A 23,494-nucleotide genomic window follows, 5' to 3' on the forward strand; every position below is an offset into this window, starting at 1 on the left:
GGGCTGCATTTCACCGTGGGAGAGGTAAATGCGCCGAGTCCTTTTGACTTTGATCCTTTGCTCGCAGTCCGCATCGATATCTGCGGCGTCCGAGCTTTCGGTTTTCCATACCGCTTCGTTCGACAGTAGCCGCTCGGTGAGCCTCAGCCTGGCGGAGGGCAGGCCAGCCCGCAACCCGGCCTTCGATTTCGACGTCGTGATCATACTGTCGGAATTCGATGGTGGTGGGACAGTGCTCTATCGGGATGCAGGGAAACACCAGGCAAGCGTTCGCTGCGTTTCGCCCGCGATGGTGCGGATCAATTCCGCCGACTATGCGGTCGACCTGTCGGCGCGACCTGGGGCCGACTGGAAGCACGATCTCTGGGCAGCGCTCTGCAACGCTCCAGTTTCATAAGCGGCAGTACGACGCGGCTCGATCGGCCCAGACCTCAGCCCTTCGGAGGGCGCACCTCCATGAACACGTATGGCGCTCCGGTCTCCGAGCGGATCGCATAAACGTCATAGGAGGCCGTCGGATCGTCACCCATCCCCAATGAACCGGACGGCATGCCCGGCACGGCCAGCCCCCGAAGCGGCGGCCGCTCGCGCAGCAATCGCTGGACGGCCTCGAGCGGCACGTGTCCCTCGAGGTAGTATTTCTCGACGACGGCGGTGTGGCAGCCCTCCAGATCGGCGGGCACACCCAGCCGCGCCTTGACGGCGGCGAGGTCGTCGGTGTCGCGGGTATCGGCGGAAAATCCCGCCGCGGCCATTGCCTTTGACCATTCGTGGCAGCAGCCGCAGTTCGGGTCCTTGTAGACCGTCATCTTCGCCGGGCCGGCGAGGGTTGCCCGGCCGGGGAGCGCGAGGACGGACGCTGCCATCGCGATGAAGCTTCTCCTGCGCATGGTCTCCACTCCTTGATGTGCTGCCGCCCGGCTTTGAACCGGGCGGCAGTCGCACGTTATTTTACCTCGGTGACTGTCAGCTTGCCATTCAGGCGTTCGGCAACGAACTCGATGCTCGAACCTTCCTTCAGCTTTTCGAGCAGCGCCTGGTCCTCGACCCGAAAGACCATCGTCATCGCCGGCATGTCGAGGTTCTTCAGGTCTTCATGCTTGATGGTGACCTTCTTCGCCTTGGCATCGACCTTGTTGACGACGCCCTTGGTGAATTCCTCAGCCAGTGCACCGAAGGCTGCTGAGGCCGAGAGCAGAGCGGCGATGGCGATTTTGATCATTGTGGATTTCATCTTCATATCTCCTTGTGTTGCGGTTCACTTGCCAGCGACGGTGACGTCGCCGTGCATGCCGGCTTCGTAGTGGCCGGGGATCAGGCAGGCGAACTTGAAGGCGCCGTCGGACGTGAATTTCCAGACGATCTCGCCGGATTGTCCGGCCGGGAGGCGGATGGAATTGGCGTCGGCATGTTCCATTTCGGGAAACTTCTCCATGACCTTCTTGTGCTCCAGGATATTGTCTTCCTGATCGAGCACGAACTCGTGGTCGACCGTCCCGGCGTTCTTGATCGCGATCTTGACCGTCTGCCCCTTGCGGACGGAGAAGACAGCCGGGGTGAAGAGCATTTTGCCGTCATCGGTTTCCTTCATCGTGACGCGGATCGTCTGCGTCGCCTTGGCCTTGTCGCCGGGCTCGCCGACAGCCATTTTCTCACCGTGGCCGCCGGCGTGATTGCCGGAGGCGAAAGCCGGGCCTGCCAAGGCGACGATCGCCAATGCGAGTAGATAATTCTTCATGCATATATCCTTTCTGGACGTGGGGGATTGAACCTCAGCCCTTTGTCGGCTTCGGTGTGATTTGCGTTTTTGCGTCTTTGGCCTTGGTCGCGTCCGGCAGTTCGCCGGTCCATTCCCAGGCCTGTGTTCCGGGCGGGTTTTCGTACCAGCCCGGATCGGCGTAATCGTCCGCCGAGATGCCCTCGCGGACTTTCACCACCGAGAACATGCCGCCCATTTCGATGGGGCCGTGCGGGCCCCAACCCGTCATCATGGGGACAGTGTTTTCGGGAATGGGCATTTCCATCTCGCCCATATCGGCCATGCCCTTGGTGCCCATGGGCATGTATTCCGGCTGCAGCTTCCTGATCTTTTCGGTGACCTTCGACTTGTCGGCACCGATGAAGGTCGGGATGTCGTGCCCCATCGCGTTCATCGTGTGATGCGACTTGTGGCAGTGGATGGCCCAGTCGCCGAGATGCTTGGCGTCGAACTCGTAGGCCCGCATCGCGCCGACCGGGATGTCGATGCTGACCTCGGGCCAGCGCGCTTCCGGCCGCACCCAGCCGCCATCCGTGCATGTCACCTCGAAGTCGTAGCCATGCATGTGGACGGGGTGGTTGGTCATCGTCAGATTGCCGACGCGAACCCGCACCCTGTCGTTCTTCGAGACGACCAGCGGGCTGATGCCCGGAAACACGCGGCTGTTCCAGCACCACATGTTGAAGTCGGTCATCTCCATGATGCGCGGCACATAGGAACCGGGATCGATGTCGTAGGCGTTGAGCAGGAAGACGAAGTCGCGGTCGACGCGCATGAACATCGGATCTTTCGGATGCACGACGAAGAAGCCCATCATGCCCATCGCCATCTGCACCATCTCGTCGGAATGCGGGTGGTACATGAAGGTGCCTGATTTCACGAGGTCGAACTCGTAGACGTAGGTCTTGCCGACGGGGATGTGCGGCTGCGTCAGTCCGCCGACGCCGTCCATGCCGGATGGCAGGATCATGCCATGCCAGTGGATGGTCGTGTGTTCCGGCAGCTTGTTGGTGACGAAGATGCGCACCCGGTCGCCCTCGACGGCCTCGAGCGTCGGTCCGGGCGACTGGCCGTTGTAACCCCACAGGTAGGCGGTCATGCCCTCGGCCATCTCACGCTCCACCGGTTCGGCGACGAGGTGGAACTCCTTGACGCCGTTAATCATCCGGTGGGGCAGGGTCCAGCCGTTGAGGGTGACGACCGGCTGGTAGTCGGGGCCTGAGGTCGGGTGAAGCGGCGGCTGCATGTCGGCCGTCTCCATTGTCGGAGCGTCGGGAAGGCCCATGGCCGAGGTCTTCGTCCAAGCGCCAGCCGCCAGCAGGGCGGCGCTTGCTCCGAACAGTTGTCGTCTGTTGAACATGGTGAGGTCCTTTCTCAATGGCCGCCGCCCCCGCTGCTTTCGGAAGCAGCGCCGACTTCGGTTTCTGCCGACGCGTTCGACGCCCCGCCGCCATAGATCGCGGGCGCGAGATTGGCTTCGGCCAGCCAGAAGTCGCGTTTCGCATTGACGGAGAGCAGGATGGAGTTGATCTTGTCGCGCGTGTCGGTCAGCAGCTCGAAGGTGTTGGTAATCATGCCGTTGTAGGTGAGCAGGGATTCCTCCTCGACCTTGCTGCGCAGCGGCACGACATTGTTGCGGTAGTGCCGCGCGATGTCGTAGTGCGAGCGGTACGCCTCGTAAGCGGAGCGCGCTTCCGAGCGGACGTTGACGGCCTTCTCCGCGAGCTGGTTCGCCGCCCGCATGTATGCCAGCTCGGCCTTGCGCATCCGGGCCTTTCCGCTGTCGAAGATGGGGATCGCAAACTCCAGCTCGACCTGGGCGGTCGTCCTCGTCTTCTTCTCGTCGTCCTCGACTTCCCGCTCCGTTTCGAAGCCGGTCAGGATCTCGAGATCGGTGACATAGCGTGTCGCCTCGGTCAGGCCGTAGGATCTGGCTGTGGCTTCGAGTTCCAGCTTTGCGATCTGGAGGTCTATCCGGTTTCGGATTGCTTCGGCCTCGATCGCGTCTCGTCCGGCAATGGCCTTGGGCAGCGGCGCAAGGCTGTTCGGGACCTGATAGTCCAGATCGTTGCCCCACAGGCCCATGAGCCGCGTCAGCTCCTCCTTGGCGAGGCGTGCCGCCAGGCGGGCTTTTGCCGTCTCTCCGGCAAGTTCGGCGACGAACACATGTTCGCGGGCCTGGGCGCCCTTGGTCATCGCGCCTGTCTCGCCGAGCTTCTCCGCCAGTTCGGAAGCGGCATCCGCCGCCGCCTGGGCGCGCTGGAGCTGGCCGACCGTCTCCCAAGTCGCCACCGCCCCGATCCAGGCACGTCGCGTGTCGGCGGCGAGCTGGAGCGTCCTGACGGCTGCGGTCAGTTGCGCCTGGCGGAAACGGGTGTCGGCAATCGCTATGTCCCGGTTTCTGGTCGCGAGCGCCAGGATGTTCGTCGTGATCATCGCCTCGATGGTCTTGAACGCCCCAAGTTCCGGCGTCCCTATGCCCGTCGTGGCGATGGCAACGGTCGGGTTGGTGAACATCGTCGACTGCCACGCATCGGCCGCGCTGTCGCCGAGATCGGCGTAGGCGGCCTGCAAGCCCTTGTTGTTGAGCAGGGCGATCTGAACGGCAGTCTCGACATCGATGGTCTTCTTTTGCGCAAGCAGGCTTTTTACCTGCGCGGCCGCCGAGCGGGCCTGGTTCTGGTTCTGTATCCAGACCGTCTGCTTGGTGGTGACGATCGCGGTCTTGTCGGCAACGGAAGCAAAACCGGCCTGCTTGCTTGCATATTCGGCGCCGGTGACGCAGCCGCTCAGCATCAGCGGGAAGGCCAGTACCGTGACGAATTTTCCGAGGCCGATCATGAGGCATCTCCCTTCCGAGGAGACTGCAGATCATTCTGTTTGCGCCACGGCTTCGGGTCGACCGGCTGCCTGGTGATATAACCCGAAACCGGTGATCGATAGACGACCGGGCGCGGGGACGGCTCTTCGATCGCGGCGGAAGACGCCACGACATCGGGAGGAAGCGTGGATGCGCAGCCGCCGACAACAAGCGGCAGCCCCACCACGAAAAGCGAGGGTTTCATTATGAAATTTCCGAAAAAGAGATAGCCTACGGCGCGCTTGCCCTGATGCGGGCAGGCGACCGACTGGATCCGGTCAAGCCGGCATATCCCTCATCAGATATTCGGGGGGCGATCCAGGGGCGGCAATTCCCCCATCACGTGCTGATCGTCGATAAACTGCCGGATCGAGGCGACGACCGGCCCGCCTAAGCTCTGGCTCGCGCACAGAAGCACGAAGCCGCCGCAAAAATCTTTGCAGCATTCCTGTTTGGCGATCTTGGAAGGACCGTCATTGTCGGCTGCATCGGCATGTGCGTGCTTGTGGTTTGAGACGCTGGCCATATCGTAGCTGCCGTGGGACGCAGCACTGGACATGGTCTTTTCAACTTGCAGGGCGGGACCGTGCATGGCGGCGTCGACAGTGGAAATGCTGTACCCAGCCAGCGATACGATGATCGCCAGCCGCACGAGGAGGAGCAGTCTGCTCAGTGCGATTCGGTACATATTGCCCATACTGCGTCGATTACATCGAACGCCGTCCATTATCAATTGCACGGAAGGACTGGCAGCGATTCGCGCCATTTCTGTGGCGCCGGCGCATCGTGCGCCCGCAGGCTGACACTCTATAGCTTTGAGTTTACAGCTTTTCGGAGGATGGATCGCGACGCGGAAAGATCATCCGATCAAGCGTTTCGTCCTTGAGGACAAGCGTGTGCCACACCGCGGCGCCGAAGTGCAGAGCGACGATCAGCAGGATGATTTTCGCGATGGCGACATGGTAGGCTGCGGTTCCGAACCAGAAATAGCTGGTGACCAAACCCAAGCCGGCCTGCACCAGGATTGCCGCGTACAGGGCGTGATGAAGGGCGGCCGCAGCCTTCTGCCGCCGTGAAGCCGGCGATCGCGGCGCCGGCGGCCTCGTGATGCGCAGAAGCAGCCGGACGCCCATCAGCACTCCGATCAGCATGCCGGCATAATTGTGGACGTTGTGCTGGAAGAGATCGAAGGACGAGGGTGTTACGCCCATATAGGCGGCATGGTGAGTGCGTTCGATGCTGCCGCCGGTGAGGTACAGGACCGGGAGAAGCAGAGCGATCAGCCAATGCAGGCCGATCTGCGCCGTCGAATAGCTGCCTTTCATCATCCCCTCCGGACCTGCTCCACAACCTATCCTGCCGCAGTTAATGTTTCGTGCGCTGCCAGCGCTGTACCATCGACGCCCGCCGCGCGGCAGAGCGGTTACGCCCTCTTTTCGCTCGACTTCGCTGCGACAGGGTCGGAGGGTCGTTCAGTTCGCCTCTTCAGAATTGGCGCGACCGGCCGGTCAATCACATGCGAGGTTTCTCGATGATTTCAGGAGTGCCCACCATTTTCGGCACCGCCCTCGCCGTGTCCGCACTGGTTGCACCGGCGAGCGCGGATATCATCAGCGACCGACAGGCCGACATGAAAGCCATGGCCGCAGCGGCGAAGACCATGGCTGAGATGTTCCGGAACCCCGACACCTATTCCTCCATGCCATTCGCAGCCGCCGCCGGCGCGATCGCCGAGAGGTCGGGCGAGGTTCTTGCAGGACATTTTGCGGATGGCATCGAGGATGCGAGGTCGGAAGCGAAGCCTGACATCGCCCGCGAGCGTGATCGCTTCGACCGTCTTGCCGAGGATCTTCGGACCTATGCGCGCGCACTGGGCGCGGCGGCGAAAGCCAATCCCGGGGCGATGACTGAGCGCATGCGGATGCAGCCGGGAGAGCCGATGGGCGGCGGACCGCTCGGAACCCATGTCGCCAACGCGTCGAGCCTGTCGTCGCTTCCCGCCGAACACCTTTTCCACCTGATGTTGCAGACCTGCACAACCTGCCATGCGCGGTTCAGGATGGAGCGCTGACGCGAGGCGTCTGCGCGCAGGCGGCGTCCGGCTCATCGCCGGCGAAACAAACCCGTGAGGTGATCAAACCACCTGGCCCAGATCATCGGATCGATGATTTCAGGCTTGGACGGCCGAATCAGCCTGTCAAGCCGAGGCAGAAGAAACGCGGCCCAGTCGTCGAGGTCGCTCTTGCTGAAGTAGGGCAGCCAGACGTCGGAGGGACCATCCCATTGTCTTGGATTTGCCTTCGCCAGATCACCGAGTTTCACCAAGACAGGTCCGCCGTCGTCTCCGACAACCTCGACGTCCGGATCGGGATCGGGCCGGGGAAGGCGGGCGATGATGTGCTCTTCCAAAGCCTTGCCAATGGCTCGGTCAGTTTCGTCAAGATGGCGCAATATTCTCGTATCGCCGGCGGCGCCCACACCTTCCGAAAGATTGAGCGTAAACTTGCCGCCGGTAAGGCTGTTCGAATATTGCGATACCTGTAGCCAGAAAACACGTCTGCCTTGGACAAAGCTGCACTTGCCAGCCGCTTGCGATTGCCAGCCGAGCTCCTGAAATCTCGCGACCAGCAGCGAGCGCATATGTCGGTGAAAATCTTTGCTTTTCACATAGTCGCGCATGGTTCGGAGCCTCCGATTTCGGCCGCAACGTCCTGGAACATCTCACGGCAGAATCGATGCCGCAATGTCTGAACTTGGCGATGAGATTCGTTGCGATCGGCTCCTTAGTGCAAACATCTCTTGACGCCTTCCCAACTTTGCGAAATGCTAAGATGTCAGACCAATTTTAGCCGGATTGCCTGATAAGAAAATGGGGAACCCATGAAGGCAAACAGCAGCGACAGGCCGGTGATCCGGCCGCTTCCTGTTATCGACCGCGCGCGTCAGGTCACCGATGCGTTGGCGGATTATGTCGAAGACGCGCGCCTGCAGGCCGGGGACCGGTTGCCGGCGGAGCGGGAACTGATGGCCGCCCTTGCCGTCGGGCGTTCGACCATTCGCGAAGCGATCCGCCATTTTCAGGCGCTCGGCGTCATCGAGACGCGCAAGGGCAGCGGCACCTATCTGCTGAAACCGGTTTCGAGGGCAACGATCCATATGCCGCTGTCGTTCGACGCGGCGCATCTGCGCGACGCGCTGCTGCAGACGCTCGAAGTGCGCCGCGGCATCGAATGCGAGGCGGGCATGGTCGCGGCGCGGCGGCGTAGCGCCAAGGATCTCGTCGTCATCGAGGAGAAACTGAACGAGATGGAGCGGGTGCATCTGGAAAAGGGCACATCGGGGCCGGAGGATCTGGCCTTCCATCTCGCCGTCTACGACGCCACCCACAATCCGCTGTTTCGCCAGCTGCTCGAACAGATGCGCGAGACCTTCGAGCGCTTCTGGGAGCATCCCTTCGACCGGCAGGATTTCGCCCGCCGGTCCTTTCCCTTTCACCGCACCCTTTTCAACGCGATCGCCGCCGGAGATGCCGAGGCGGCGCGCGCCGAAACGTTGAAAATTCTCGATATCGTCGAGGAAGACATCAAGGAAATGTCCAAATGAGCAGCGGCGCAGACCCGTTCGATCTTGCCTCCATCATCACCGCCCATGACGACGGCAATTTCGCCGACGCCGTCGTGCCGCCGATCTTCCAGACCTCGCTTTTCACCTTTTCCGATTATGACGAGATGATCACTGTCTATCGCGGTGAGAAGGTGCGGCCGACCTATACGCGCGGGCTGAACCCGACGGTGCGGGCCTTCGAGGAAATGCTGGCCAAGCTCGAAGGCGCCGAGGATGCGCTGGGTTTTGCCAGCGGCATGGCGGCGATCTCATCGAGTGTTTTGAGCTTCGTCGAGCCGGGCGACCGCATCGTCGCCGTCAAACACGTCTATCCCGATGCCTTCCGCCTGTTCGGCACCATCCTGAAACGGATGAAGATCGAGGTGACCTATGTCGACGGGCGTGACGAGGAGGCCGTTGCCAGAGCGTTGCCCGGCGCTAAGCTGCTGTACCTGGAAAGCCCGACGAGCTGGGTGATGGAGGCGCATGATGTCGGCGCGCTCGCCGCCCTTGCCAAGCGCCACGGCGTCGTCTCGATGATCGATAACAGCTGGGCAAGCCCGTTCTTCCAGCGACCGCTGACACTCGGCGTCGATCTCGTCATCCATTCGGCTTCGAAATATCTCGGCGGCCACAGCGATGTGGTGGCGGGCGTCGTCGCCGGCTCGAAGGAGGTGGTCGCCCGGATCAAGGCCGAGGCCTATCCCTATCTCGGCGGCAAGCTTTCGCCCTTCGACGCCTGGCTGCTGATCCGCGGCCTGCGCACCCTGCCGCTGCGCATGAAGGCGCATGAGGCCTCGGCTCTCGAGATCGCCCGGCGCCTGCAGCGGCTGGAGGTGGTGGAGACGGTCTGTCATCCGGGCCTCGCCAACCGGCTGCCGGCCGGGCTCAACGGCACGTCGGGCCTGTTTTCCTTCATCTTCCGCGAAGGGGTCGATATCCGCGCCTTCGCCGATCACCTCAAGCTCTTCAAACTGGGTGTGAGCTGGGGTGGGCACGAAAGCCTGATCGTACCGGGCGAGGTGGTGCTGCAGCAGAAGGCCCAGCCGAATTCCGCGCAAACCTTTGGCATCCATGCGCGATCCGTACGTCTCCATGTCGGTCTCGAAGGAACCGAGGCGCTGTGGAGAGACATCGAGGAGGCGCTCGCCGCCGCCTCGCAATCTTGAAACCGAGAGAACCTAAAAGGGGGACTGAGCATGAAAAAACTAATAATCTCGACGCTCTTTGCTACGATGATGGCGGGTACGGCCTTTGCCGATACGACGCTCAAGCTCGTCGAAGTCATCACCAGCCCGGAGCGCACCGAAACGCTGAAATCGATCGTCGGCAAGTTCGAGGCCGCCAATCCCGGCACCAAGGTCGACATCATCTCGCTGCCCTGGAACGAAGCCTTTCAGAAGTTCGCCACCATGGTGTCGGCCGGCGACGTGCCCGATGTGATGGAAATGCCCGATACCTGGCTGTCGCTTTACGCCAATAACGGCATGCTCGAAAGCCTCGAGCCCTATCTCGCAAAGTGGGAGCACACCAAGGAGCTGACGCCGCGTGCCCTCGAACTCGGCCGCGATGTCAAGAACACCGCCTACATGCTGCCCTATGGCTTCTATTTGAGGGCGATGTTCTACAACAAGAAGCTGCTTTCGGAAGCCGGTGTCGCCGCGCCGCCGAAGACGCTGGATGAATTCACCGCTGCGTCCGAAAAAGTCTCCAAATTGCAGGGCAAATACGGCTACTGCATGCGCGGCGGACCGGGCGGTCTCAACGGCTGGATGATCTTTGCCGCCTCGATGGCCGGCTCGAACAAATACTTCAATGAGGACGGCACCTCGACAATGAACAGCCCTGGCTGGGCCAAGGGCATCGAGTGGATGGTCGACCTCTACAAGAAGGGTTATGCGCCGAAGGACAGCGTCAACTGGGGCTTCAACGAAGTCGTCGCCGGCTTCTATTCCGGCACCTGCGCCTTCCTCGACCAGGACCCGGATGCGCTGATCGCCATTGCCGAACGCATGAAGAAGGAAGATTTCGGCGTCATGCCGCTGCCGAAGGGGCCTGATGGCAAGTCCTTCCCGACCATCGGTTACGGCGGCTGGTCGATGTTTGCGACGAGCGCCAACAAGGATCTCTCCTGGAAGCTGATCGCCACCCTCGAAGGGCCGGAAGGCAATATCGAGTGGAACAAGCGCATCGGCGCCCTGCCGGCCTATACCGCGGCCGAGAAGGATCCCTTCTACGCCGGTGACCAGTTCAAGGGCTGGTTCGAAGAGCTGGCGGATCCGAACACCGTGCCGACGGTCATGCCGACCTATCTCGAGGAATTCGCCTTCTTCAAGGATTCGCTGGCGATCAAGACCTCGCAGCAGGCCTTGCTCGGCGATATCTCGGCAAAGGATCTGGCTGACCAGTGGGCGGACTATCTGACCAAGGCGCAGCAGAAGTTCTTGAGCAAGAAGTAGGGGTGAAGGGGGCTTCGAGACAGAAGCCCCTCATCCGCCCTACGGGCACCTTCTCCCCGAGGGGAGAAGAGGGAGTCGAAACGTTGCGGCATATCCCTTCTCCCCTAGGGGAGAAGGTGGCCCGAAGGGTCGGATGAGGGGGCCTCAGCCACCCAGTTCAAAGGCACCACCCGCGCAAGGCCTCACCGTGTAAAGATAATGGAAACTGCAAACCGATGACCATTTCCGCCGATATTATCGACATACGTCGCGACCGCAGGCCGTGGCTGCGTCGTCTTGCCGATGCTTCGGAGCCCTATCTCTACAGCGCGCCGTCGCTGATCCTGATCATCGCGGTCATGCTGGTGCCGCTGACATTGGGCGTGTCCTATGCGTTCCGCGATATCCAGCTGCTCAATCCGTTTTCCGGCGGCTTCATCGGGCTCGATCATTTCCGCGAGCTTGCGGGCGATGCCGCCTTTTACGGGGCGCTGAGGAACACGCTCTGGTGGACCGGCGCCTCCGTCGTCCTGCAGTTCGTCTTCGGGCTCATCCTGGCGCTGTTGCTCGACAAGCCGTTCCCGGGCCGGGCGATCGCGCAGGCGTTGGTCTTCCTGCCCTGGGCGGTGCCGTCCTTTCTTGCCGGCCTCAACTGGGCCTGGCTGTTCAATCCGGTTATCGGGCCGATCCCGCACTGGCTTTTCGCCCTCGGGCTGATGCAGGCGCCGGGCAATATCCTTTCCGATCCCAACTTTGCGATGTGGGGACCGATCGTCGCCAATGTCTGGTGGGGCATTCCCTTCTTCGCCATCACGCTGCTGGCGGCCCTGCAGGCGATCCCGCGCGATCTCTACGAGGCGGCCTCGATCGACGGCGCCGGCTGGTTTCAGCGCTTCCGCTCCATCACCCTGCCGTTTCTCGCGCCGACGATCGCCATCACCGTGCTCTTGCGCACCGTCTGGATTTCCAATTTCGCCGATCTGATCGTCGTCATGACCAATGGCGGGCCGGCCGACCGCACGCAGATCGTCGCGAGCTATATTTTCACGACGGCGTTCAAACGGCTCGATTTCGGTTATGCCTCGGCGATCGCGCTGGTGCTGCTTGCCCTGCTGCTCGCCTATTCGATGCTGATCATCCTGCTCAGGCAGACGCTGCTGAACAAGGATTGAGACCATGAGACGATCCATCCTTCCCACGATCGCGCACCGCCTGGCAATCCTCTGCTACATCGCCTTCGCGCTCTTCCCGTTGTTCTGGCTGCTGAAGGTCTCGGTGACGCCGAACGACCTGCTTTATAGCGAAGGCGTGCGTATGTGGCCGTCGCGCACGAGCTGGGATCACTATGCCTTCGTGCTGCAGCACAGCGCCTTTCCGACCTTCTTCAAGAACAGTCTGATCGTCTCGGTCTCGACGGCCGTGACCGTGACGATCTGCGCCTCGCTCTCAGGCTACGCATTGTCGCGTTTCAATTTCCGGGCAAAATACTGGATTGTCGCCTTGATGCTGCTGACCCAGATGTTCCCGCTCGTCATGCTGGTCGCGCCGATCTTCAAGATCCTGTCGCCCTTGCATCTGACCAACAGCCTGACCGGCCTCGTTATCGTCTACACCGCCTTCAACGTGCCCTTCGCCACCTTCCTGATGCAGTCCTTTTTCGACGGCATCCCCAAAGATCTCGAAGAGGCGGCGATGATCGACGGGGCAACGCAGTTCACCGCCTTCCGGCAAATCATCCTGCCGCTGACGCTGCCCGGCATCGCCGCCACACTCGGCTTCGTCTTCACCGCGGCCTGGAGCGAGCTGCTCTTTGCGTTGATGCTGATCAACGGCAATGACGCGGCGACCTTCCCGGTCGGGCTTCTCACCTTCGTTTCGAAATTCTCGGTGGATTTCGGACAGATGATGGCGGCGGGCGTCCTGGCGCTCATCCCGGCCGGTCTCTTCTTCCTGCTTATCCAGCGTTATCTCGTCCAGGGCCTGACGGCCGGCGCGGTCAAGGGTTAAACAAATGGCATCGATCGACATCCAGAACATCCGCAAAGCCTATGGCCACGTGCAGGTGCTGCACGGCGTCGATCTTGAAATCCGGGACGGCGAATTCGTCGTGCTCGTCGGCCCTTCCGGCTGCGGCAAGTCCACGCTGCTGCGCATGATTGCCGGGCTGGAGGATGTCACATCGGGCGAAATCCGGATTGCCGGCGCCAGGGTGAACGAACGGCATCCCAAGGACCGTGACATTGCCATGGTGTTCCAGTCCTATGCGCTCTATCCGCACATGAACGTTGCCGGCAATATGAGCTACAGCCTCAGACTGCGAAAGACGGCAAAGGAGAAGATCACGAGCGCGGTGGCGGCGGCCGCCGCCAAGCTCGGCCTCGACCCGCTGCTTGAACGGCGGCCGAAGGCGCTTTCCGGCGGCCAGCGCCAGCGCGTCGCCATGGGCCGCGCCATCGTGCGCCAGCCGAAGGCTTTCCTGTTCGACGAGCCGCTGTCCAATCTCGATGCGCGCCTGCGCGAACAGATGCGCGCCGAAATCAAGAAACTGCACGGCGAGCTGAAGGCGACCTCGATCTACGTCACCCACGATCAGATCGAAGCGATGACGCTGGCCGACCGGATCGTCGCCATGCATGGCGGCGTCGTCCAGCAGGTCGGCAGTCCGCTGGAACTCTACGACCGGCCGGCCAACCTGTTCGTCGCCGGCTTCATCGGTTCGCCGGGGATGAATTTCCTCGAGGCGAATTATGATGCGGGTGGCGTGCGGCTGAAAGACGGAACGATCGTGCCGCTGGCAAAGCCGCTGCCGCTTGAAGACGGCGCGAAGGTGACGCTCGGCATCCGGCCCGAGCATGTGCTGATGACGAATGATGGAACCGGGCTTGCAACCGATGTGGAGCTCGTCGAGCCCACCGGCTTCGGCATCATCCTGCACCTCGCGCTTCACGGCCTGCCGTTCAAGATCTTCACGCTCGACCGCGATGCGCTGAGGGCGGGGCCGAAGGTCAACGTCGCCTTCCCGCCGCAATATCTGCATGTGTTCGATGGCGAAGGACAACGCGTCGATTGAGCCGTCGAGGATCAAAACCACTCCTCAGGCGCTCCTATCTCCTGGTTGTTCCCATCGCAGAAAGCACCGGGCGTGGAAAAGATCGATCAGATTCAAGGGGATGATCGAGACTCGGAAAACGCGTGAATCATTTTGGCTAAGCTATTGAAATTTGATTCGTTTTGATTCGGAACCAATCGTAAAGTGATTCGGTTGACTCGCACTGGTTGCGGCAGGAGCGCGTACGAAATGGTTGCCCCGAGAGCGAATTGGAAAGGCTTTATCAAGTTCGGAGAGGTCGCTTTCCCCGTGGCGCTCTACACCGCCGCCTCCACATCCGAGCGGATTGCGTTTCACACGCTGAACAGGAAGACCGGCAATCGGGTGCGCCGAGAATTCGTGGACGGCGAGACCGGCGATCCGGTCGAACGCGAGGACCAGGTCAAGGGTTTCGAGATCGAAGATGGTCGCTATGTTGTCCTTGAGCCCGAGGAGGTCGCCGCCGCCGTTCCCGAAAGCGACAAAACGCTGAAGGTGGAGGCGTTTATTCCTTGTGACGAGGTCGACGACGTCTATTTCGACAAGCCTTATTATCTGGCCCCCGACACGATGGGCAGCGACGCATTCAAGCTGCTGAGGGATGGTATGAAGAAGGCCAAGGTCGCGGCCATCGCCCGGACGGTGCTGTTCCGGCGCCTGCGGACGCTTCTCATCCGCCCCCTCGGCAAAGGGCTGGTGGGCTCCACTTTGAACTTCGACTATGAAGTCCGCTCCTCCGAGAAGGCTTTCGAGGAGATGCCGGATCTCAAGATCGAAGGCGAGATGCTGGAGCTTGCCAAGCATATCATCAACACCAAGAAGGGCGAGTTCGATCCGAAGGAATTCAACGATCGTTACGAAGCGGCAGTCGCCGAACTGGTGAAGGCCAAGATCGAAGGCCGCACCCTGCCGAAGAAAAAAGCTCCCCCCGCTGTGAAACCGAACGACCTGTTGCAGGCGCTACGCGAAAGCGCCGGCATGACGGCTCCAGCAAAGACGAAGCGCACCGCCGCAAATGCCAATGCCGGCAAGAGCAGGCAGAAGGCCGCACGCGCATCGACGCCGAAATCCCGCAGCCCCGGCGGCGCTCATCAGCGCCGCACCGGGTGATCGGAGGTTGCCATGGCGATCCGGCCATACTGGAAAGGCTATCTGAAGCTATCGCTCGTCACCTGCCCGGTGCAGATGATGCCGGCCACCTCAGAAAACGAGAAGGTGCGCTTTCACACGCTCAATCGCGCGACTCAAAACCGCGTCATCAGCCACTATGTCGATGCGGTCACCGGCAAGGACGTGAAAGATGAAGATGAGGTGAAAGCCTATCAGCGCGGTGAGAACGAATACGTCTTGCTCGAAGACGAGGAGTTGGAGAACGTTGCGCTTGAAAGCACCAAGACGATCGATATCGGAGTGTTTACGCCCCGCAACAGCGTCGAATGGATCTGGCTCGACACGCCCTACTATCTTTCACCCGACGATCCGGTCGGCCAGGAGGCGTTCTCGGTGATCCGCGATGCGATGGCGGCAGAAGACATGGTCGGCATCTCGCGGCTGGTGATTGCACGCCGCGAGCGTGCCGTCATGCTGGAGCCACGCGGCAAGGGCATCGTCCTTTGGACCCTGCGATACGGTGATGAAGTGCGCGACGCGGAGAGCTATTTCGAACGGGTCGACGATCAACCGGCGGACAGCCAAATGATGCCGCTGGTTCAGCAACTCATCAAGAAGCAGACGCAGCATTGGAACCCGAAGATGGCCTCCGACCCCGTGCAGGATCGGCTGCTCGACCTCATCGAGGCCAAGAAGAAACAGATGAAAAAGCCTGTTAAAGCGAAATCTAAGGGCAGGGAGAAGGCAGAGCCGGCTCCCAGCAACGTCATCAATATCATGGAGGCGCTGCGCAAATCCGTCGATGCCGAGAACCGATCCGGCAGGCATTGAGTGATGACCAGATCACGCGGCCTCTCCGCTCCTCTCCTTCGCGACTCCGGTTCTTCGATACAATCGCGGCCTGTCCGTCGGCGTGATCCGGACCAGCCAAACCTGCCGTTCGATGCAATGCCGTCCAGAGTGGAGCCCTGCCTGGCGCTGCTGAAGCAGACGGTGCCGCAAGGGCCGGATTGGCTTTATGAGGTGAAGTGGGACGGCTACCGATTGGCGCTCCACATCGAGCCAAAGGGTATTCGCATTCTCACTCGTGGCGGCCATGACTGGACCCATCGATTTCCGACGATCGCCGCGGGGGCAAGAAAACTCGGTGTGTCGAGCTGCATTCTCGACGGAGAAGCCGTCGTCCTCGATGAAGAGGGTCGCTCGGATTTCGGAGCGTTGCAGCGCTCGCTCGGCGGCAGGGGTGGCAAGCGGATATCGACCGAATCCATATTCTACGCCTTCGATCTGTTGTATCTCGACGGTCACGACCTGACGCGCACGGAACTGTCGGTGCGCCGTCATTTACTGGAAGATCTGATCCCCGAGACCGACGGTGGCGCCATTCGGTTCTCGCAAGAACTGGATTTGGGTGGCGAGGAACTGCTCGAGCACGCATGCCGTCTGGGCCTGGAAGGCATCATCGCAAAACGCAGGGACAGTTCTTACCGGAGTGGCCGCCTCGGGGATTGGCAGAAGATCAAATGTGTTCACAGCGACAGCTTCATGATCGTGGGTTACGAGGAATCGGCCAGCACCCGCGGCGGGCTCGGCAGTCTGTTGCTTGCGGGTCGAAAGGGTCACGACTGGATCTATGTCGGGTCCGTCGGCACGGGGTTCAATCGAACCGAGGCGGAATATTTGCGCAAGACGCTGAACTGTCTCCAAACGAAAAAACCCGTCGTGCCGCTGAAAGGGAAGCGGCTTGTTTTTTCGCAACCGACCCTCATCGCCGAAATCGAGTTTCGCGGCTGGACGCGTGAGGGCAGCCTACGCCACCCCTCATATAAGGGGCTCCGCGAGATCCAGGATAATGCTGCCGTCTTCGATATGGCTGATGGCCCGGCTGCGATCAGATGAAGTCATTCAGGGCCGCGAGCTGCGCCCGCTCCTGGTCACGCGGCATGCTTGCCGGCACGGCCGAGCCTCTTGATCGCCTGCTCCAAGGGACGCTGCCCCTCACAATAATCCTTCCAGGCGGACGACTTCGATAGCAAGGCAGGTACGGTTCGGATCGTGAACCTTTTAGGGTCGAGATCTGATTTCACCTGCGTCCACGTCAGAGGCATTGATACCGTCGCACCGGGGCGGGCTCGAGGAGAAAGCGGCGCTACGGCCGTCGCCATGCGATCATTGCGCAGGTAATCGAGGAAAATGCGACCGCCCCTCAGGCTCTTCGTCATCTTGATAAGGTAGAGATCGGGGTTGTTCCGGGCCATCTGCTGGCAGACGTCATGCGCGAAAGCCTTTGCCTCGGGCCATGACAGCGGCTTGCGCTTATTGACCGCAAGCGGGGTCACGACATGCAGGCCCTTGCCGCCCGTCGTCTTGCAAAAGCTGATCAGTCCGAGGTTTTCCAGCCGATCGCGCATTTCGCGGGCAGCGGCAACGACCGTGGCAAAGGGAACGTCAGGCCCGGGATCGAGGTCGAACACCAGACGACCAGGAACTTCCGGTTGACCGGGTTCGCAATTCCACGGATGGAGTTCGACCGCTGCGATCTGGGCGACCGCGGCAAGGCCTTCGATGCGATCGATCTGCAGGTATGGCTTTTTGTCCCCGAACACCTTGACCAGGTCGAGCAGGTTCGATTGTCCCGGCATCGCATGGCGCTGAAAGAACTGCTCGCCGCCAACTCCATCCGGGGCGCGGATGATAGAGCAGGGCCTGCCCTTGATGTGGTGGATCATCCAGTCGCCGACTGCCTCGTAATAGCCCGCCAATTCTTCCTTCGTGACCGGTTCGCTGCCGTTGGCATCCGGCCACAATGGTTTGTCCGGGTTTGAGATGAGCACTCCCATGACATCAGCCTTCGCACCCTTGCGGCGCGCCGGTGTTTGCCTGGCTCTCGGAACCGGCTCCGCGATGTCCGCTTTGGAGGGTCTTACCGGTGGCTCCGCCTCGACTTCCCGAGCAGGCTTATCTTCGCGCAATCCTTTGAAGGCTGCTTGGCGGACGAGACCGTCCGCTGTCCACCCCTCGAATTCGATTTCGGCGACAAGCTCGGGCTTTACCCAGACGACCTCGGCCTGCTTCTTCGGAGCACCGATACCCGTGAAGGGCGATCTCGCCGTCTCCAGCGCCTTCAATTTCGGAAGCAACGTTTCGACTTTCTTGGCGCCGTAGCCGGTTCCGACACGGCCGACATAGACAAAATGATCGCCGCGAAAAACACCGGCGAGAAGGGAACGAAACCTGCCGTTGGTTTTGGCGTAGGCGCCGATCACCACCTCGTGCCCCGCCCGGCATTTTGACTTTGCCCAGCTTTCCGTTCGTCCGGATTGATAGGGGGCATCTGTCTGTTTTGAGATGATGCCTTCCAGCGAGAGCTTGCATGCCGATCTGAGGACGGCGTCACCGCCGGTCTCGAAATGTTCGACGTAGCGGATCCGAGGATCGTTGCCGGCCTCGGTGAGGAGCTCCTGCAATCGCCTCTTTCGCTCGATCAGGGGCTTCGACCGGAGATCCTCGCCGCCGTCATAGAGCAGGTCGAAGGCGAAGTAGACGAGGCTGGCGGTCTTGCCCTCCGATAGCGCCGCCTGGAGTGCCGCGAAGTTAGGCGCACCTTGCTCGTCGAGAGCGCAAATCTCGCCATCGAGGATACAATCCGGAAGCCCAGACGCCGCCTCGGCGATTTCGGGGTACTTGGTCGTCCAGTCGAGGCCTTTCCTGGTCTTCAAGGTGACTTCGCCATCGAGCACGCGCATCTGAATGCGATATCCATCGAACTTGATCTCATGGATCCAACCGTCCCCGCCAGGCGGTCGCTCGACCTTCTCGCAGAGTTGCGGCGCGATGAAATCCGGAAGATCAACCGCCGTCGCAGTACCGGCGCGCTTTCCCGCACTCGCCTCCGACTGCCGCTCCTCGGCGGCCAATCCGTGATTGCTGTCCCAGACGGCGTCCGCCTGGACCTTGCCGCCCTCCACCATGAAGGGTTTCGGCTTGCGCCCCTTGCCGGCTGCGATCATTTCCATGCTGCGGCCTGAGGCCACCGAGGTGACGTTTTCTTCGAGGATGGAAGCACCGTTCTCGTCCACGGAGAACTCGTCATGATGCTTGATCAACAGCCAGTTGGTACGCTTGCTGCGCTCGCGATCGTTGCGCATGCGCACCAGCACGAAGCTCCCGTGCAGGCGCTCGCCTTCGAGCGTGAACTTGAAATCACCCTTGGAAAGCGCCTGCTCCGGGCTCTTCCTGCCCTCCGGCTCCCAATAGCCGCGATCCCACAGCATGACCGTGCCACCGCCATACTGGCCTTTCGGAATAGTGCCTTCGAAGTCGCCATAATCGAGGGGATGATCCTCGACCTCGACCGCCAGCCGCTTGTCGTGCGGATCGAGCGATGGGCCTTTGGTGACGGCCCAGCTCTTGAACACGCCATCGAGCTCGAGCCGCAGGTCGTAGTGCAGCCGTGTCGCATCGTGCTTCTGGATGACAAAGCGACGGCGGTTGCTCTGTTTGAGGGACCGCTCGCCGCTGGGCTCAGCGGTCTTCTGAAAATCGCGTTTTGATCGGTAGCTTGATAGCTTGTCGCTGGCCATGGCTGTTTCCGGATATTCGGTCCTCAAACGAACTAGCGGTGATCGTTGTTCCAGCCGCCGGCGCGTTCGACTGTCCCCGCACCCATTTGTTAGATCGCGTATCTGACGACCGCGACGCTACATTCTGCAACAGAACAAGCATCAGCCGGAAACATAAGTGATACATCGACCGTCTAGCACTCCAATCGCGAGAAAGTCGCAGAACGCCAAGCGAAGGAGGCTATCCCATGACCACTATTGCAAAGTTTTCCAAGTCGAGCCCGCTGCTCGGGCGGGCGATCGCCATCGCCGTCGGATCGTTGGCAACGATGTCTTACCTGCAGTCCGCACGCGCAGAAGAAGCCGGCGTAACGACCGTCCAAGCAAGACCGGCGTTGGATGAGAGTATCCGCCCTTTCCGCATTCATGTCGATCAGAGCCAGCTTGATGATCTCAAACGACGTATAGCAGAGACACGTTGGCCGGATAAGGAGACGGTCGGAGATATCTCGCAGGGCATCCAGCTGGCGCGCGTTCAGGACCTTGTCCGCTATTGGGGGACCGACTACGACTGGCGCAAAGCCGAAGACCAGCTGAACGCCCTGCCGCAGTTCATCACGACGATCGACGGCGTCGACATTCAGTTCATTCACGTCCGCTCCCGTTATCCGAATGCTCTCCCGGTCATCTTGACTCATGGCTGGCCGGGATCGATCTTCGAGTTCATCAAGACGATCGGACCTCTCACCGATCCCACGGCCTATGGTGGCAAGCCGGAAGATGCGTTCGACGTGATTATTCCTTCGATTCCCGGCTACGGCTTTTCCGGCCGACCGACAGATCAGGGATGGGGACCTGACCGCGTTGCCCGCGCCTGGGACGTCCTGGTGAAGCGCCTGGGTTACACGCATTACGTTTCGCAGGGTGGCGATCACGGCTCGGTGATATCCGACGCCTTGGCACGGCAAGCACCGAAAGGCTTGCTGGCAATCCATTTGAACATGCCGGCGACTGTACCGGGCGATCTCATGCGGGCGATCAACAATGGCGACGCGGCCCCTGCCGGACTGTCCCCAGCGGAAAAAGGGGCCTACGACTCTCTGAGCGCCTTTTTTGGCCGCAATGCCGCCTATGGCGCCATGATGGTAACGCGGCCCCAGACAATCGGTTACTCGCTGTCAGATTCCCCGTCCGGATTGGCGTCATGGATTTATGAAAAGTTTGTCCAATGGAGCGACAGTGACGGCGTTCCCGAACGCGTTCTGACCAGAGACGAAATGCTGAACGATATTACGCTCTACTGGTTGACCAATACCGGCGCGTCGTCCTCGCGGTTCTACTGGGAAAACAACAACAATAACTTCAGCTCCGAGGCGCAGAAGACAAAGGATATCAAGATCCCTGTCGGCATCACGGTTTTTCAGAAGGAGATCTATAAGGCGCCGGAGAGCTGGAGTCGACAGGCTTATCCTTCTCTCGTTTACTACCATCAGGTGGAGCGAGGCGGACACTTTGCTGCTTGGGAGCAGCCCCAGCTGTTTGCGCAAGAACTGCGGGCTGCCTTCAAATCAGTTCGCTGACTGCGCTTCGAGCTGGCGCGGCTCCTCCCTGGTGCCGCGCGACAGCTATTTCCAAGTCCGACGTGACCTCCGGGGCTCGGCCTTTGGTAAGGTGCAGCGGCACGCCTGGGTCGCGCCGGACGGCTGGTGGCCTGCACCCGCCAGGGAGCCGTGAATGACGGCTTCGCACGCACGCGGGTCCAGTCCATCCCATCCTCCCTTGATAAAGCTGCCGTCGGGATAGAACCATTTATCCAGCAGAAAAATCTTTTGCCGGATCGCTCGCGAGGGCTATATCCTCGGGAGATCTCACTGAACTGGATTGCCATGACCGACACTGTTCTCGACCGCTTTCTCCGCTATGTCGTTATCGACACCCAATCCGATCCCTCTTCATCGACGCAGCCGACCACCGAAAAGCAGAAGGATCTCGGCCGGCTTCTGGTCGACGAGCTGCTGGAGATCGGCCTTGCGGACGCGCATCTGGACGAACACGGTTATGTCTATGGGACCATTCCTGGAAATAGCGACAAGCCGGTGCCGGTCATCTGTTTCTGCTCGCATATGGACACGGCGCCCGATTTCAGCGGCACCGACGTCAAGCCGCAGATCGTCAGGAATTATGCGGGCGGCGATATCAGGCTTGTCGGCGATTCTAGCCGGGTGATCCGTGTCGCCGAGCATCCCGAGCTCAGCAACCAGATCGGCAACGACATCGTCACGACTGATGGCACGACCTTGCTCGGCGCCGATGACAAGGCGGGACTGGCAGAAATCATGACCGCGGCCCGGGTTCTCGTCGACAATCCCGATATCCGGCACGGAACGATCAAGATCCTGTTCACGCCCGACGAGGAAGTCGGACGCGGCGTCAACAAGGTCGATCTGGATAAACTCGGAGCGGACTTCGCCTATACGATGGACGGCGAGACGGTGGGCCACGTCGAGGACGAAACCTTTTCGGCCGACGGCGTCGAGATCAGCATATCGGGCGTGGCGATACATCCGGGTTTCGCCAAGGACCGCATGGAGAACGCCATCAAGATCGCCGGCGCCATCATCGACCGGTTGCCGAAGGACGTGGCGCCGGAGACGACGGAAGGCAAGCAGGGCTTCATCCATCCGGTCGGCGTGACCGGCTCGATGGAAAAGGCGTCGTTGAGCTTCATCGTTCGCGACTTTACCGACGAGGGGCTCGCGCAAAAGGAGGCGATGCTCGAAACCATCGTCAAGCAGGTGATGTCGGCCTATCCCGGCTCGACCTACCATTTCCAGGTGACGGAACAATACCGCAACATGAAGACGGTGCTCGACCGCCATCCGGAGATTGTCGAGAACGCGCTTGAGGCCGTGCGTCGTGCCGGCATGACGCCGGTGCGCGGCAGCATTCGCGGCGGCACGGACGGCTCGCGGCTCTCCTTCATGGGGCTGCCGTGCCCGAACATTTTTGCCGGCGGCCATGCCTTCCACTCGCCGCTCGAATGGGTGAGCCGCCAGGACATGGAAAAAGCCGTCGCAACGATCGTGGAGCTTGCGAAGATCTGGGAGGAGCGCGCCTAAGGCGCTCTTCCCACTTGAACGAAATACAGGTTTATCCGCCGTTTACCGGGATCTCGCCGCGCAGCATCACGCTGTCATAGGCGGGACGGGGCGTCGGGATCGCGATCCGCATTGCCGGCTCGGGCGCAGGCGCGGTTTCCGGTTGGGTCACCGGGGCCGTTATCTGCATCGGCGCCGTGCTCGCCGTCGGCATCGGATCGGGGGCCGGCAGAGGAACGGGAACGGCGGAGGGTATCAGCGCCTCGAACTGCGGCGGCAGCATGCTTTCGCCAGGCACATAATTCATCGCTACCTCATAGGACGGCAGCGGCGGCGGCGTTTCCAGCATGCCGTTGGAATCGCGCTTCTCGTAGAAGGCATTGCCGCCGGCGACCGTCACGTAATGCATGTTGTCGTAAGGGAATTTCAGACCGTCGGTGTGGAAGAACATCGCGTCCTTCACCTGGGGATGGCGCGCACCCTTCAGCAGGATCGCATCGGCCGCGGTGGCGAGTTCCGGTTCGGCCTGCGGCTTGACTTCCCGCGTCATGACTCCAGGCGCAAACTGCTTCTCCTGGGCGACAACACCGCAGATCGACGGTGGATAGGCGCCCGACGTCAGCCTGTTCATGACGACGGTGCCGACGGCCAGATAACCATCCTCGTCGGAATGCTGCGATTCGAAATACATCGCGCGCTTCAGGCAGTCGCGATCCTTGGCGGTATAATTGAAAGTGACTTTCGCCGCTTGAGCCTGTTTTGTCTTTGCCGGCGTCGTCGCCGGCTTTGGTGTTGTGGTGCAGCCTGCGGCCGCCAGTCCTACGAATAAAATCCCGATCAGGGATTTTCCAAAGGAAATCTCCGCCCTCAACGCCAGGTGCCTCCTATGGGATTAGTCCAGCCCTTTATGATTAACGCGAAAAATCTTTTACTCGTCATATGACTGAAATACAAACAACCAGAGATCACAAAAGGC

Annotated in this window: 24 protein-coding genes; 13 read left to right on the plus strand and 11 right to left on the minus strand. The window is 61.0% G+C overall.

The window, feature by feature from the left end; all coding sequences use genetic code 11:
- Positions 1 to 28: 28 nt before the first annotated feature.
- The gene (locus AMK00_RS25870) at positions 29 to 397 is read left to right on the plus strand and encodes a hypothetical protein (RefSeq protein WP_064808410.1); all 369 of its coding nucleotides are present in this window, start codon (positions 29 to 31) and stop codon (positions 395 to 397) included.
- 34 nt (positions 398 to 431) lie between these two features.
- Here AMK00_RS25870 and AMK00_RS25875 read toward each other — a convergent pair whose 3' ends face one another.
- From AMK00_RS25875 to AMK00_RS25910, 8 genes are all read right to left on the minus strand, one after another.
- Entirely contained in the window at positions 432 to 890 is a 459-nt protein-coding gene (locus tag AMK00_RS25875) for a DUF411 domain-containing protein (protein WP_064808411.1), read from the minus strand.
- A gap of 56 nt (positions 891 to 946) precedes the next feature.
- On the minus strand, positions 947 to 1,234 hold the full coding sequence (locus AMK00_RS25880) for a copper-binding protein (protein WP_064808848.1): 288 nt from the start codon (positions 1,232 to 1,234) through the stop codon (positions 947 to 949).
- A 24-nt stretch (positions 1,235 to 1,258) separates the two neighbouring features.
- Complete coding sequence (locus tag AMK00_RS25885; protein ID WP_064808413.1) at positions 1,259 to 1,738, minus strand: cupredoxin domain-containing protein; 480 nt, start codon at positions 1,736 to 1,738, stop codon at positions 1,259 to 1,261.
- 34 nt (positions 1,739 to 1,772) lie between these two features.
- Positions 1,773 to 3,119, minus strand: a complete 1,347-nt coding sequence (locus AMK00_RS25890; protein ID WP_064808415.1) for a multicopper oxidase family protein — start codon at positions 3,117 to 3,119, stop codon at positions 1,773 to 1,775.
- A gap of 14 nt (positions 3,120 to 3,133) precedes the next feature.
- The gene (locus AMK00_RS25895; protein ID WP_064812170.1) at positions 3,134 to 4,600 is read right to left on the minus strand and encodes a TolC family protein; all 1,467 of its coding nucleotides are present in this window, start codon (positions 4,598 to 4,600) and stop codon (positions 3,134 to 3,136) included.
- Entirely contained in the window at positions 4,597 to 4,824 is a 228-nt protein-coding gene (locus AMK00_RS25900; protein ID WP_064808420.1) for a hypothetical protein, read from the minus strand. The genes AMK00_RS25895 and AMK00_RS25900 overlap by 4 nt, the downstream gene beginning before the upstream one ends.
- A gap of 93 nt (positions 4,825 to 4,917) precedes the next feature.
- The gene (locus AMK00_RS25905; RefSeq protein WP_081279287.1) at positions 4,918 to 5,316 is read right to left on the minus strand and encodes a hypothetical protein; all 399 of its coding nucleotides are present in this window, start codon (positions 5,314 to 5,316) and stop codon (positions 4,918 to 4,920) included.
- Between the two features lie 124 nt (positions 5,317 to 5,440).
- Complete coding sequence (locus AMK00_RS25910) at positions 5,441 to 5,944, minus strand: cytochrome b (protein ID WP_064812171.1); 504 nt, start codon at positions 5,942 to 5,944, stop codon at positions 5,441 to 5,443.
- 191 nt (positions 5,945 to 6,135) lie between these two features.
- Between AMK00_RS25910 and AMK00_RS25915 the strand changes: the two genes are divergently transcribed.
- Complete coding sequence (locus tag AMK00_RS25915) at positions 6,136 to 6,690, plus strand: cytochrome c (protein WP_064812172.1); 555 nt, start codon at positions 6,136 to 6,138, stop codon at positions 6,688 to 6,690.
- Between the two features lie 32 nt (positions 6,691 to 6,722).
- Here the strand turns inward: AMK00_RS25915 and AMK00_RS25920 are convergent, their stop codons facing one another.
- Positions 6,723 to 7,298, minus strand: a complete 576-nt coding sequence (locus tag AMK00_RS25920) for a hypothetical protein (RefSeq protein ID WP_064812173.1) — start codon at positions 7,296 to 7,298, stop codon at positions 6,723 to 6,725.
- A gap of 201 nt (positions 7,299 to 7,499) precedes the next feature.
- Between AMK00_RS25920 and AMK00_RS25925 the strand changes: the two genes are divergently transcribed.
- The 9 genes from AMK00_RS25925 (at position 7,500) to ligD (AMK00_RS25965) (ending at position 16,757) form a co-directional block, all read left to right on the plus strand.
- Positions 7,500 to 8,222, plus strand: a complete 723-nt coding sequence (locus tag AMK00_RS25925) for a FadR/GntR family transcriptional regulator (RefSeq protein ID WP_064812174.1) — start codon at positions 7,500 to 7,502, stop codon at positions 8,220 to 8,222.
- Complete coding sequence (locus AMK00_RS25930) at positions 8,219 to 9,391, plus strand: PLP-dependent transferase (RefSeq protein WP_004669611.1); 1,173 nt, start codon at positions 8,219 to 8,221, stop codon at positions 9,389 to 9,391. Before AMK00_RS25925 ends, AMK00_RS25930 begins: the two co-directional genes overlap by 4 nt.
- Before the next feature lie 30 nt (positions 9,392 to 9,421).
- Positions 9,422 to 10,681, plus strand: coding sequence for an ABC transporter substrate-binding protein (locus AMK00_RS25935; protein WP_064808428.1), 1,260 nt, complete (start codon positions 9,422 to 9,424; stop codon positions 10,679 to 10,681).
- 215 nt (positions 10,682 to 10,896) lie between these two features.
- Positions 10,897 to 11,832 carry a carbohydrate ABC transporter permease gene (locus tag AMK00_RS25940; protein WP_064808430.1) on the plus strand — a complete coding sequence of 312 codons (936 nt, stop codon included), beginning with the start codon at positions 10,897 to 10,899 and terminating at the stop codon, positions 11,830 to 11,832.
- 4 nt (positions 11,833 to 11,836) lie between these two features.
- Complete coding sequence (locus tag AMK00_RS25945) at positions 11,837 to 12,667, plus strand: carbohydrate ABC transporter permease (protein WP_016737554.1); 831 nt, start codon at positions 11,837 to 11,839, stop codon at positions 12,665 to 12,667.
- A 4-nt stretch (positions 12,668 to 12,671) separates the two neighbouring features.
- A complete protein-coding gene (locus tag AMK00_RS25950) occupies positions 12,672 to 13,730 on the plus strand; it encodes an ABC transporter ATP-binding protein (RefSeq protein ID WP_046977162.1) in 1,059 nt (352 codons plus the stop codon).
- Positions 13,731 to 13,958: 228 nt separating this feature from the next.
- Positions 13,959 to 14,858: a non-homologous end joining protein Ku gene (gene ku / locus AMK00_RS25955; RefSeq protein WP_064808432.1), complete on the plus strand. Its 900-nt coding sequence runs from the start codon at positions 13,959 to 13,961 to the stop codon at positions 14,856 to 14,858.
- Positions 14,859 to 14,870: 12 nt separating this feature from the next.
- A complete protein-coding gene (ku, locus tag AMK00_RS25960; protein WP_064808434.1) occupies positions 14,871 to 15,689 on the plus strand; it encodes a non-homologous end joining protein Ku in 819 nt (272 codons plus the stop codon).
- A gap of 3 nt (positions 15,690 to 15,692) precedes the next feature.
- Positions 15,693 to 16,757, plus strand: coding sequence for a non-homologous end-joining DNA ligase (ligD, locus tag AMK00_RS25965; RefSeq protein WP_064808435.1), 1,065 nt, complete (start codon positions 15,693 to 15,695; stop codon positions 16,755 to 16,757).
- A 35-nt stretch (positions 16,758 to 16,792) separates the two neighbouring features.
- Here the strand turns inward: ligD (AMK00_RS25965) and ligD (AMK00_RS25970) are convergent, their stop codons facing one another.
- The gene (gene ligD, locus AMK00_RS25970) at positions 16,793 to 19,441 is read right to left on the minus strand and encodes a DNA ligase D (RefSeq protein ID WP_064808437.1); all 2,649 of its coding nucleotides are present in this window, start codon (positions 19,439 to 19,441) and stop codon (positions 16,793 to 16,795) included.
- A gap of 227 nt (positions 19,442 to 19,668) precedes the next feature.
- Here ligD (AMK00_RS25970) and AMK00_RS25975 point away from each other — a divergent pair, with 227 nt between their 5' ends.
- Entirely contained in the window at positions 19,669 to 21,000 is a 1,332-nt protein-coding gene (locus AMK00_RS25975; RefSeq protein ID WP_064808438.1) for an epoxide hydrolase family protein, read from the plus strand.
- Between the two features lie 306 nt (positions 21,001 to 21,306).
- A complete protein-coding gene (gene pepT, locus AMK00_RS25980) occupies positions 21,307 to 22,539 on the plus strand; it encodes a peptidase T (protein WP_064812175.1) in 1,233 nt (410 codons plus the stop codon).
- Positions 22,540 to 22,570: 31 nt separating this feature from the next.
- Here pepT and AMK00_RS25985 read toward each other — a convergent pair whose 3' ends face one another.
- Positions 22,571 to 23,389: a cell wall hydrolase gene (locus AMK00_RS25985; RefSeq protein WP_064808441.1), complete on the minus strand. Its 819-nt coding sequence runs from the start codon at positions 23,387 to 23,389 to the stop codon at positions 22,571 to 22,573.
- Positions 23,390 to 23,494 lie beyond the last annotated feature (105 nt).

Source organism: Rhizobium sp. N621 (genome assembly GCF_001664325.1).
In the GTDB taxonomy this organism is placed as follows: domain Bacteria; phylum Pseudomonadota; class Alphaproteobacteria; order Rhizobiales; family Rhizobiaceae; genus Rhizobium; species Rhizobium esperanzae.

Coding starts and splice junctions, on each gene's coding strand:
- AMK00_RS25910 (WP_064812171.1), bottom strand. CDS start 5,944: ATGAAAGGCAGCTATTCGACGGCGCAGATCGGCCTGCATTGGCTGATC.
- AMK00_RS25880 (WP_064808848.1), bottom strand. CDS start 1,234: ATGAAATCCACAATGATCAAAATCGCCATCGCCGCTCTGCTCTCGGCC.
- AMK00_RS25925 (WP_064812174.1), top strand. CDS start 7,500: ATGAAGGCAAACAGCAGCGACAGGCCGGTGATCCGGCCGCTTCCTGTT.
- AMK00_RS25950 (WP_046977162.1), top strand. CDS start 12,672: ATGGCATCGATCGACATCCAGAACATCCGCAAAGCCTATGGCCACGTG.
- AMK00_RS25945 (WP_016737554.1), top strand. CDS start 11,837: ATGAGACGATCCATCCTTCCCACGATCGCGCACCGCCTGGCAATCCTC.
- ku (WP_064808434.1), top strand. CDS start 14,871: ATGGCGATCCGGCCATACTGGAAAGGCTATCTGAAGCTATCGCTCGTC.
- AMK00_RS25975 (WP_064808438.1), top strand. CDS start 19,669: ATGACCACTATTGCAAAGTTTTCCAAGTCGAGCCCGCTGCTCGGGCGG.
- AMK00_RS25905 (WP_081279287.1), bottom strand. CDS start 5,316: ATGGGCAATATGTACCGAATCGCACTGAGCAGACTGCTCCTCCTCGTG.
- AMK00_RS25915 (WP_064812172.1), top strand. CDS start 6,136: ATGCGAGGTTTCTCGATGATTTCAGGAGTGCCCACCATTTTCGGCACC.
- AMK00_RS25935 (WP_064808428.1), top strand. CDS start 9,422: ATGAAAAAACTAATAATCTCGACGCTCTTTGCTACGATGATGGCGGGT.
- AMK00_RS25920 (WP_064812173.1), bottom strand. CDS start 7,298: ATGCGCGACTATGTGAAAAGCAAAGATTTTCACCGACATATGCGCTCG.
- ku (WP_064808432.1), top strand. CDS start 13,959: ATGGTTGCCCCGAGAGCGAATTGGAAAGGCTTTATCAAGTTCGGAGAG.
- AMK00_RS25900 (WP_064808420.1), bottom strand. CDS start 4,824: ATGAAACCCTCGCTTTTCGTGGTGGGGCTGCCGCTTGTTGTCGGCGGC.
- AMK00_RS25890 (WP_064808415.1), bottom strand. CDS start 3,119: ATGTTCAACAGACGACAACTGTTCGGAGCAAGCGCCGCCCTGCTGGCG.
- AMK00_RS25930 (WP_004669611.1), top strand. CDS start 8,219: ATGAGCAGCGGCGCAGACCCGTTCGATCTTGCCTCCATCATCACCGCC.
- pepT (WP_064812175.1), top strand. CDS start 21,307: ATGACCGACACTGTTCTCGACCGCTTTCTCCGCTATGTCGTTATCGAC.
- AMK00_RS25885 (WP_064808413.1), bottom strand. CDS start 1,738: ATGAAGAATTATCTACTCGCATTGGCGATCGTCGCCTTGGCAGGCCCG.
- AMK00_RS25940 (WP_064808430.1), top strand. CDS start 10,897: ATGACCATTTCCGCCGATATTATCGACATACGTCGCGACCGCAGGCCG.
- AMK00_RS25875 (WP_064808411.1), bottom strand. CDS start 890: ATGCGCAGGAGAAGCTTCATCGCGATGGCAGCGTCCGTCCTCGCGCTC.
- ligD (WP_064808435.1), top strand. CDS start 15,693: ATGACCAGATCACGCGGCCTCTCCGCTCCTCTCCTTCGCGACTCCGGT.
- AMK00_RS25895 (WP_064812170.1), bottom strand. CDS start 4,600: ATGATCGGCCTCGGAAAATTCGTCACGGTACTGGCCTTCCCGCTGATG.
- AMK00_RS25870 (WP_064808410.1), top strand. CDS start 29: ATGCGCCGAGTCCTTTTGACTTTGATCCTTTGCTCGCAGTCCGCATCG.
- ligD (WP_064808437.1), bottom strand. CDS start 19,441: ATGGCCAGCGACAAGCTATCAAGCTACCGATCAAAACGCGATTTTCAG.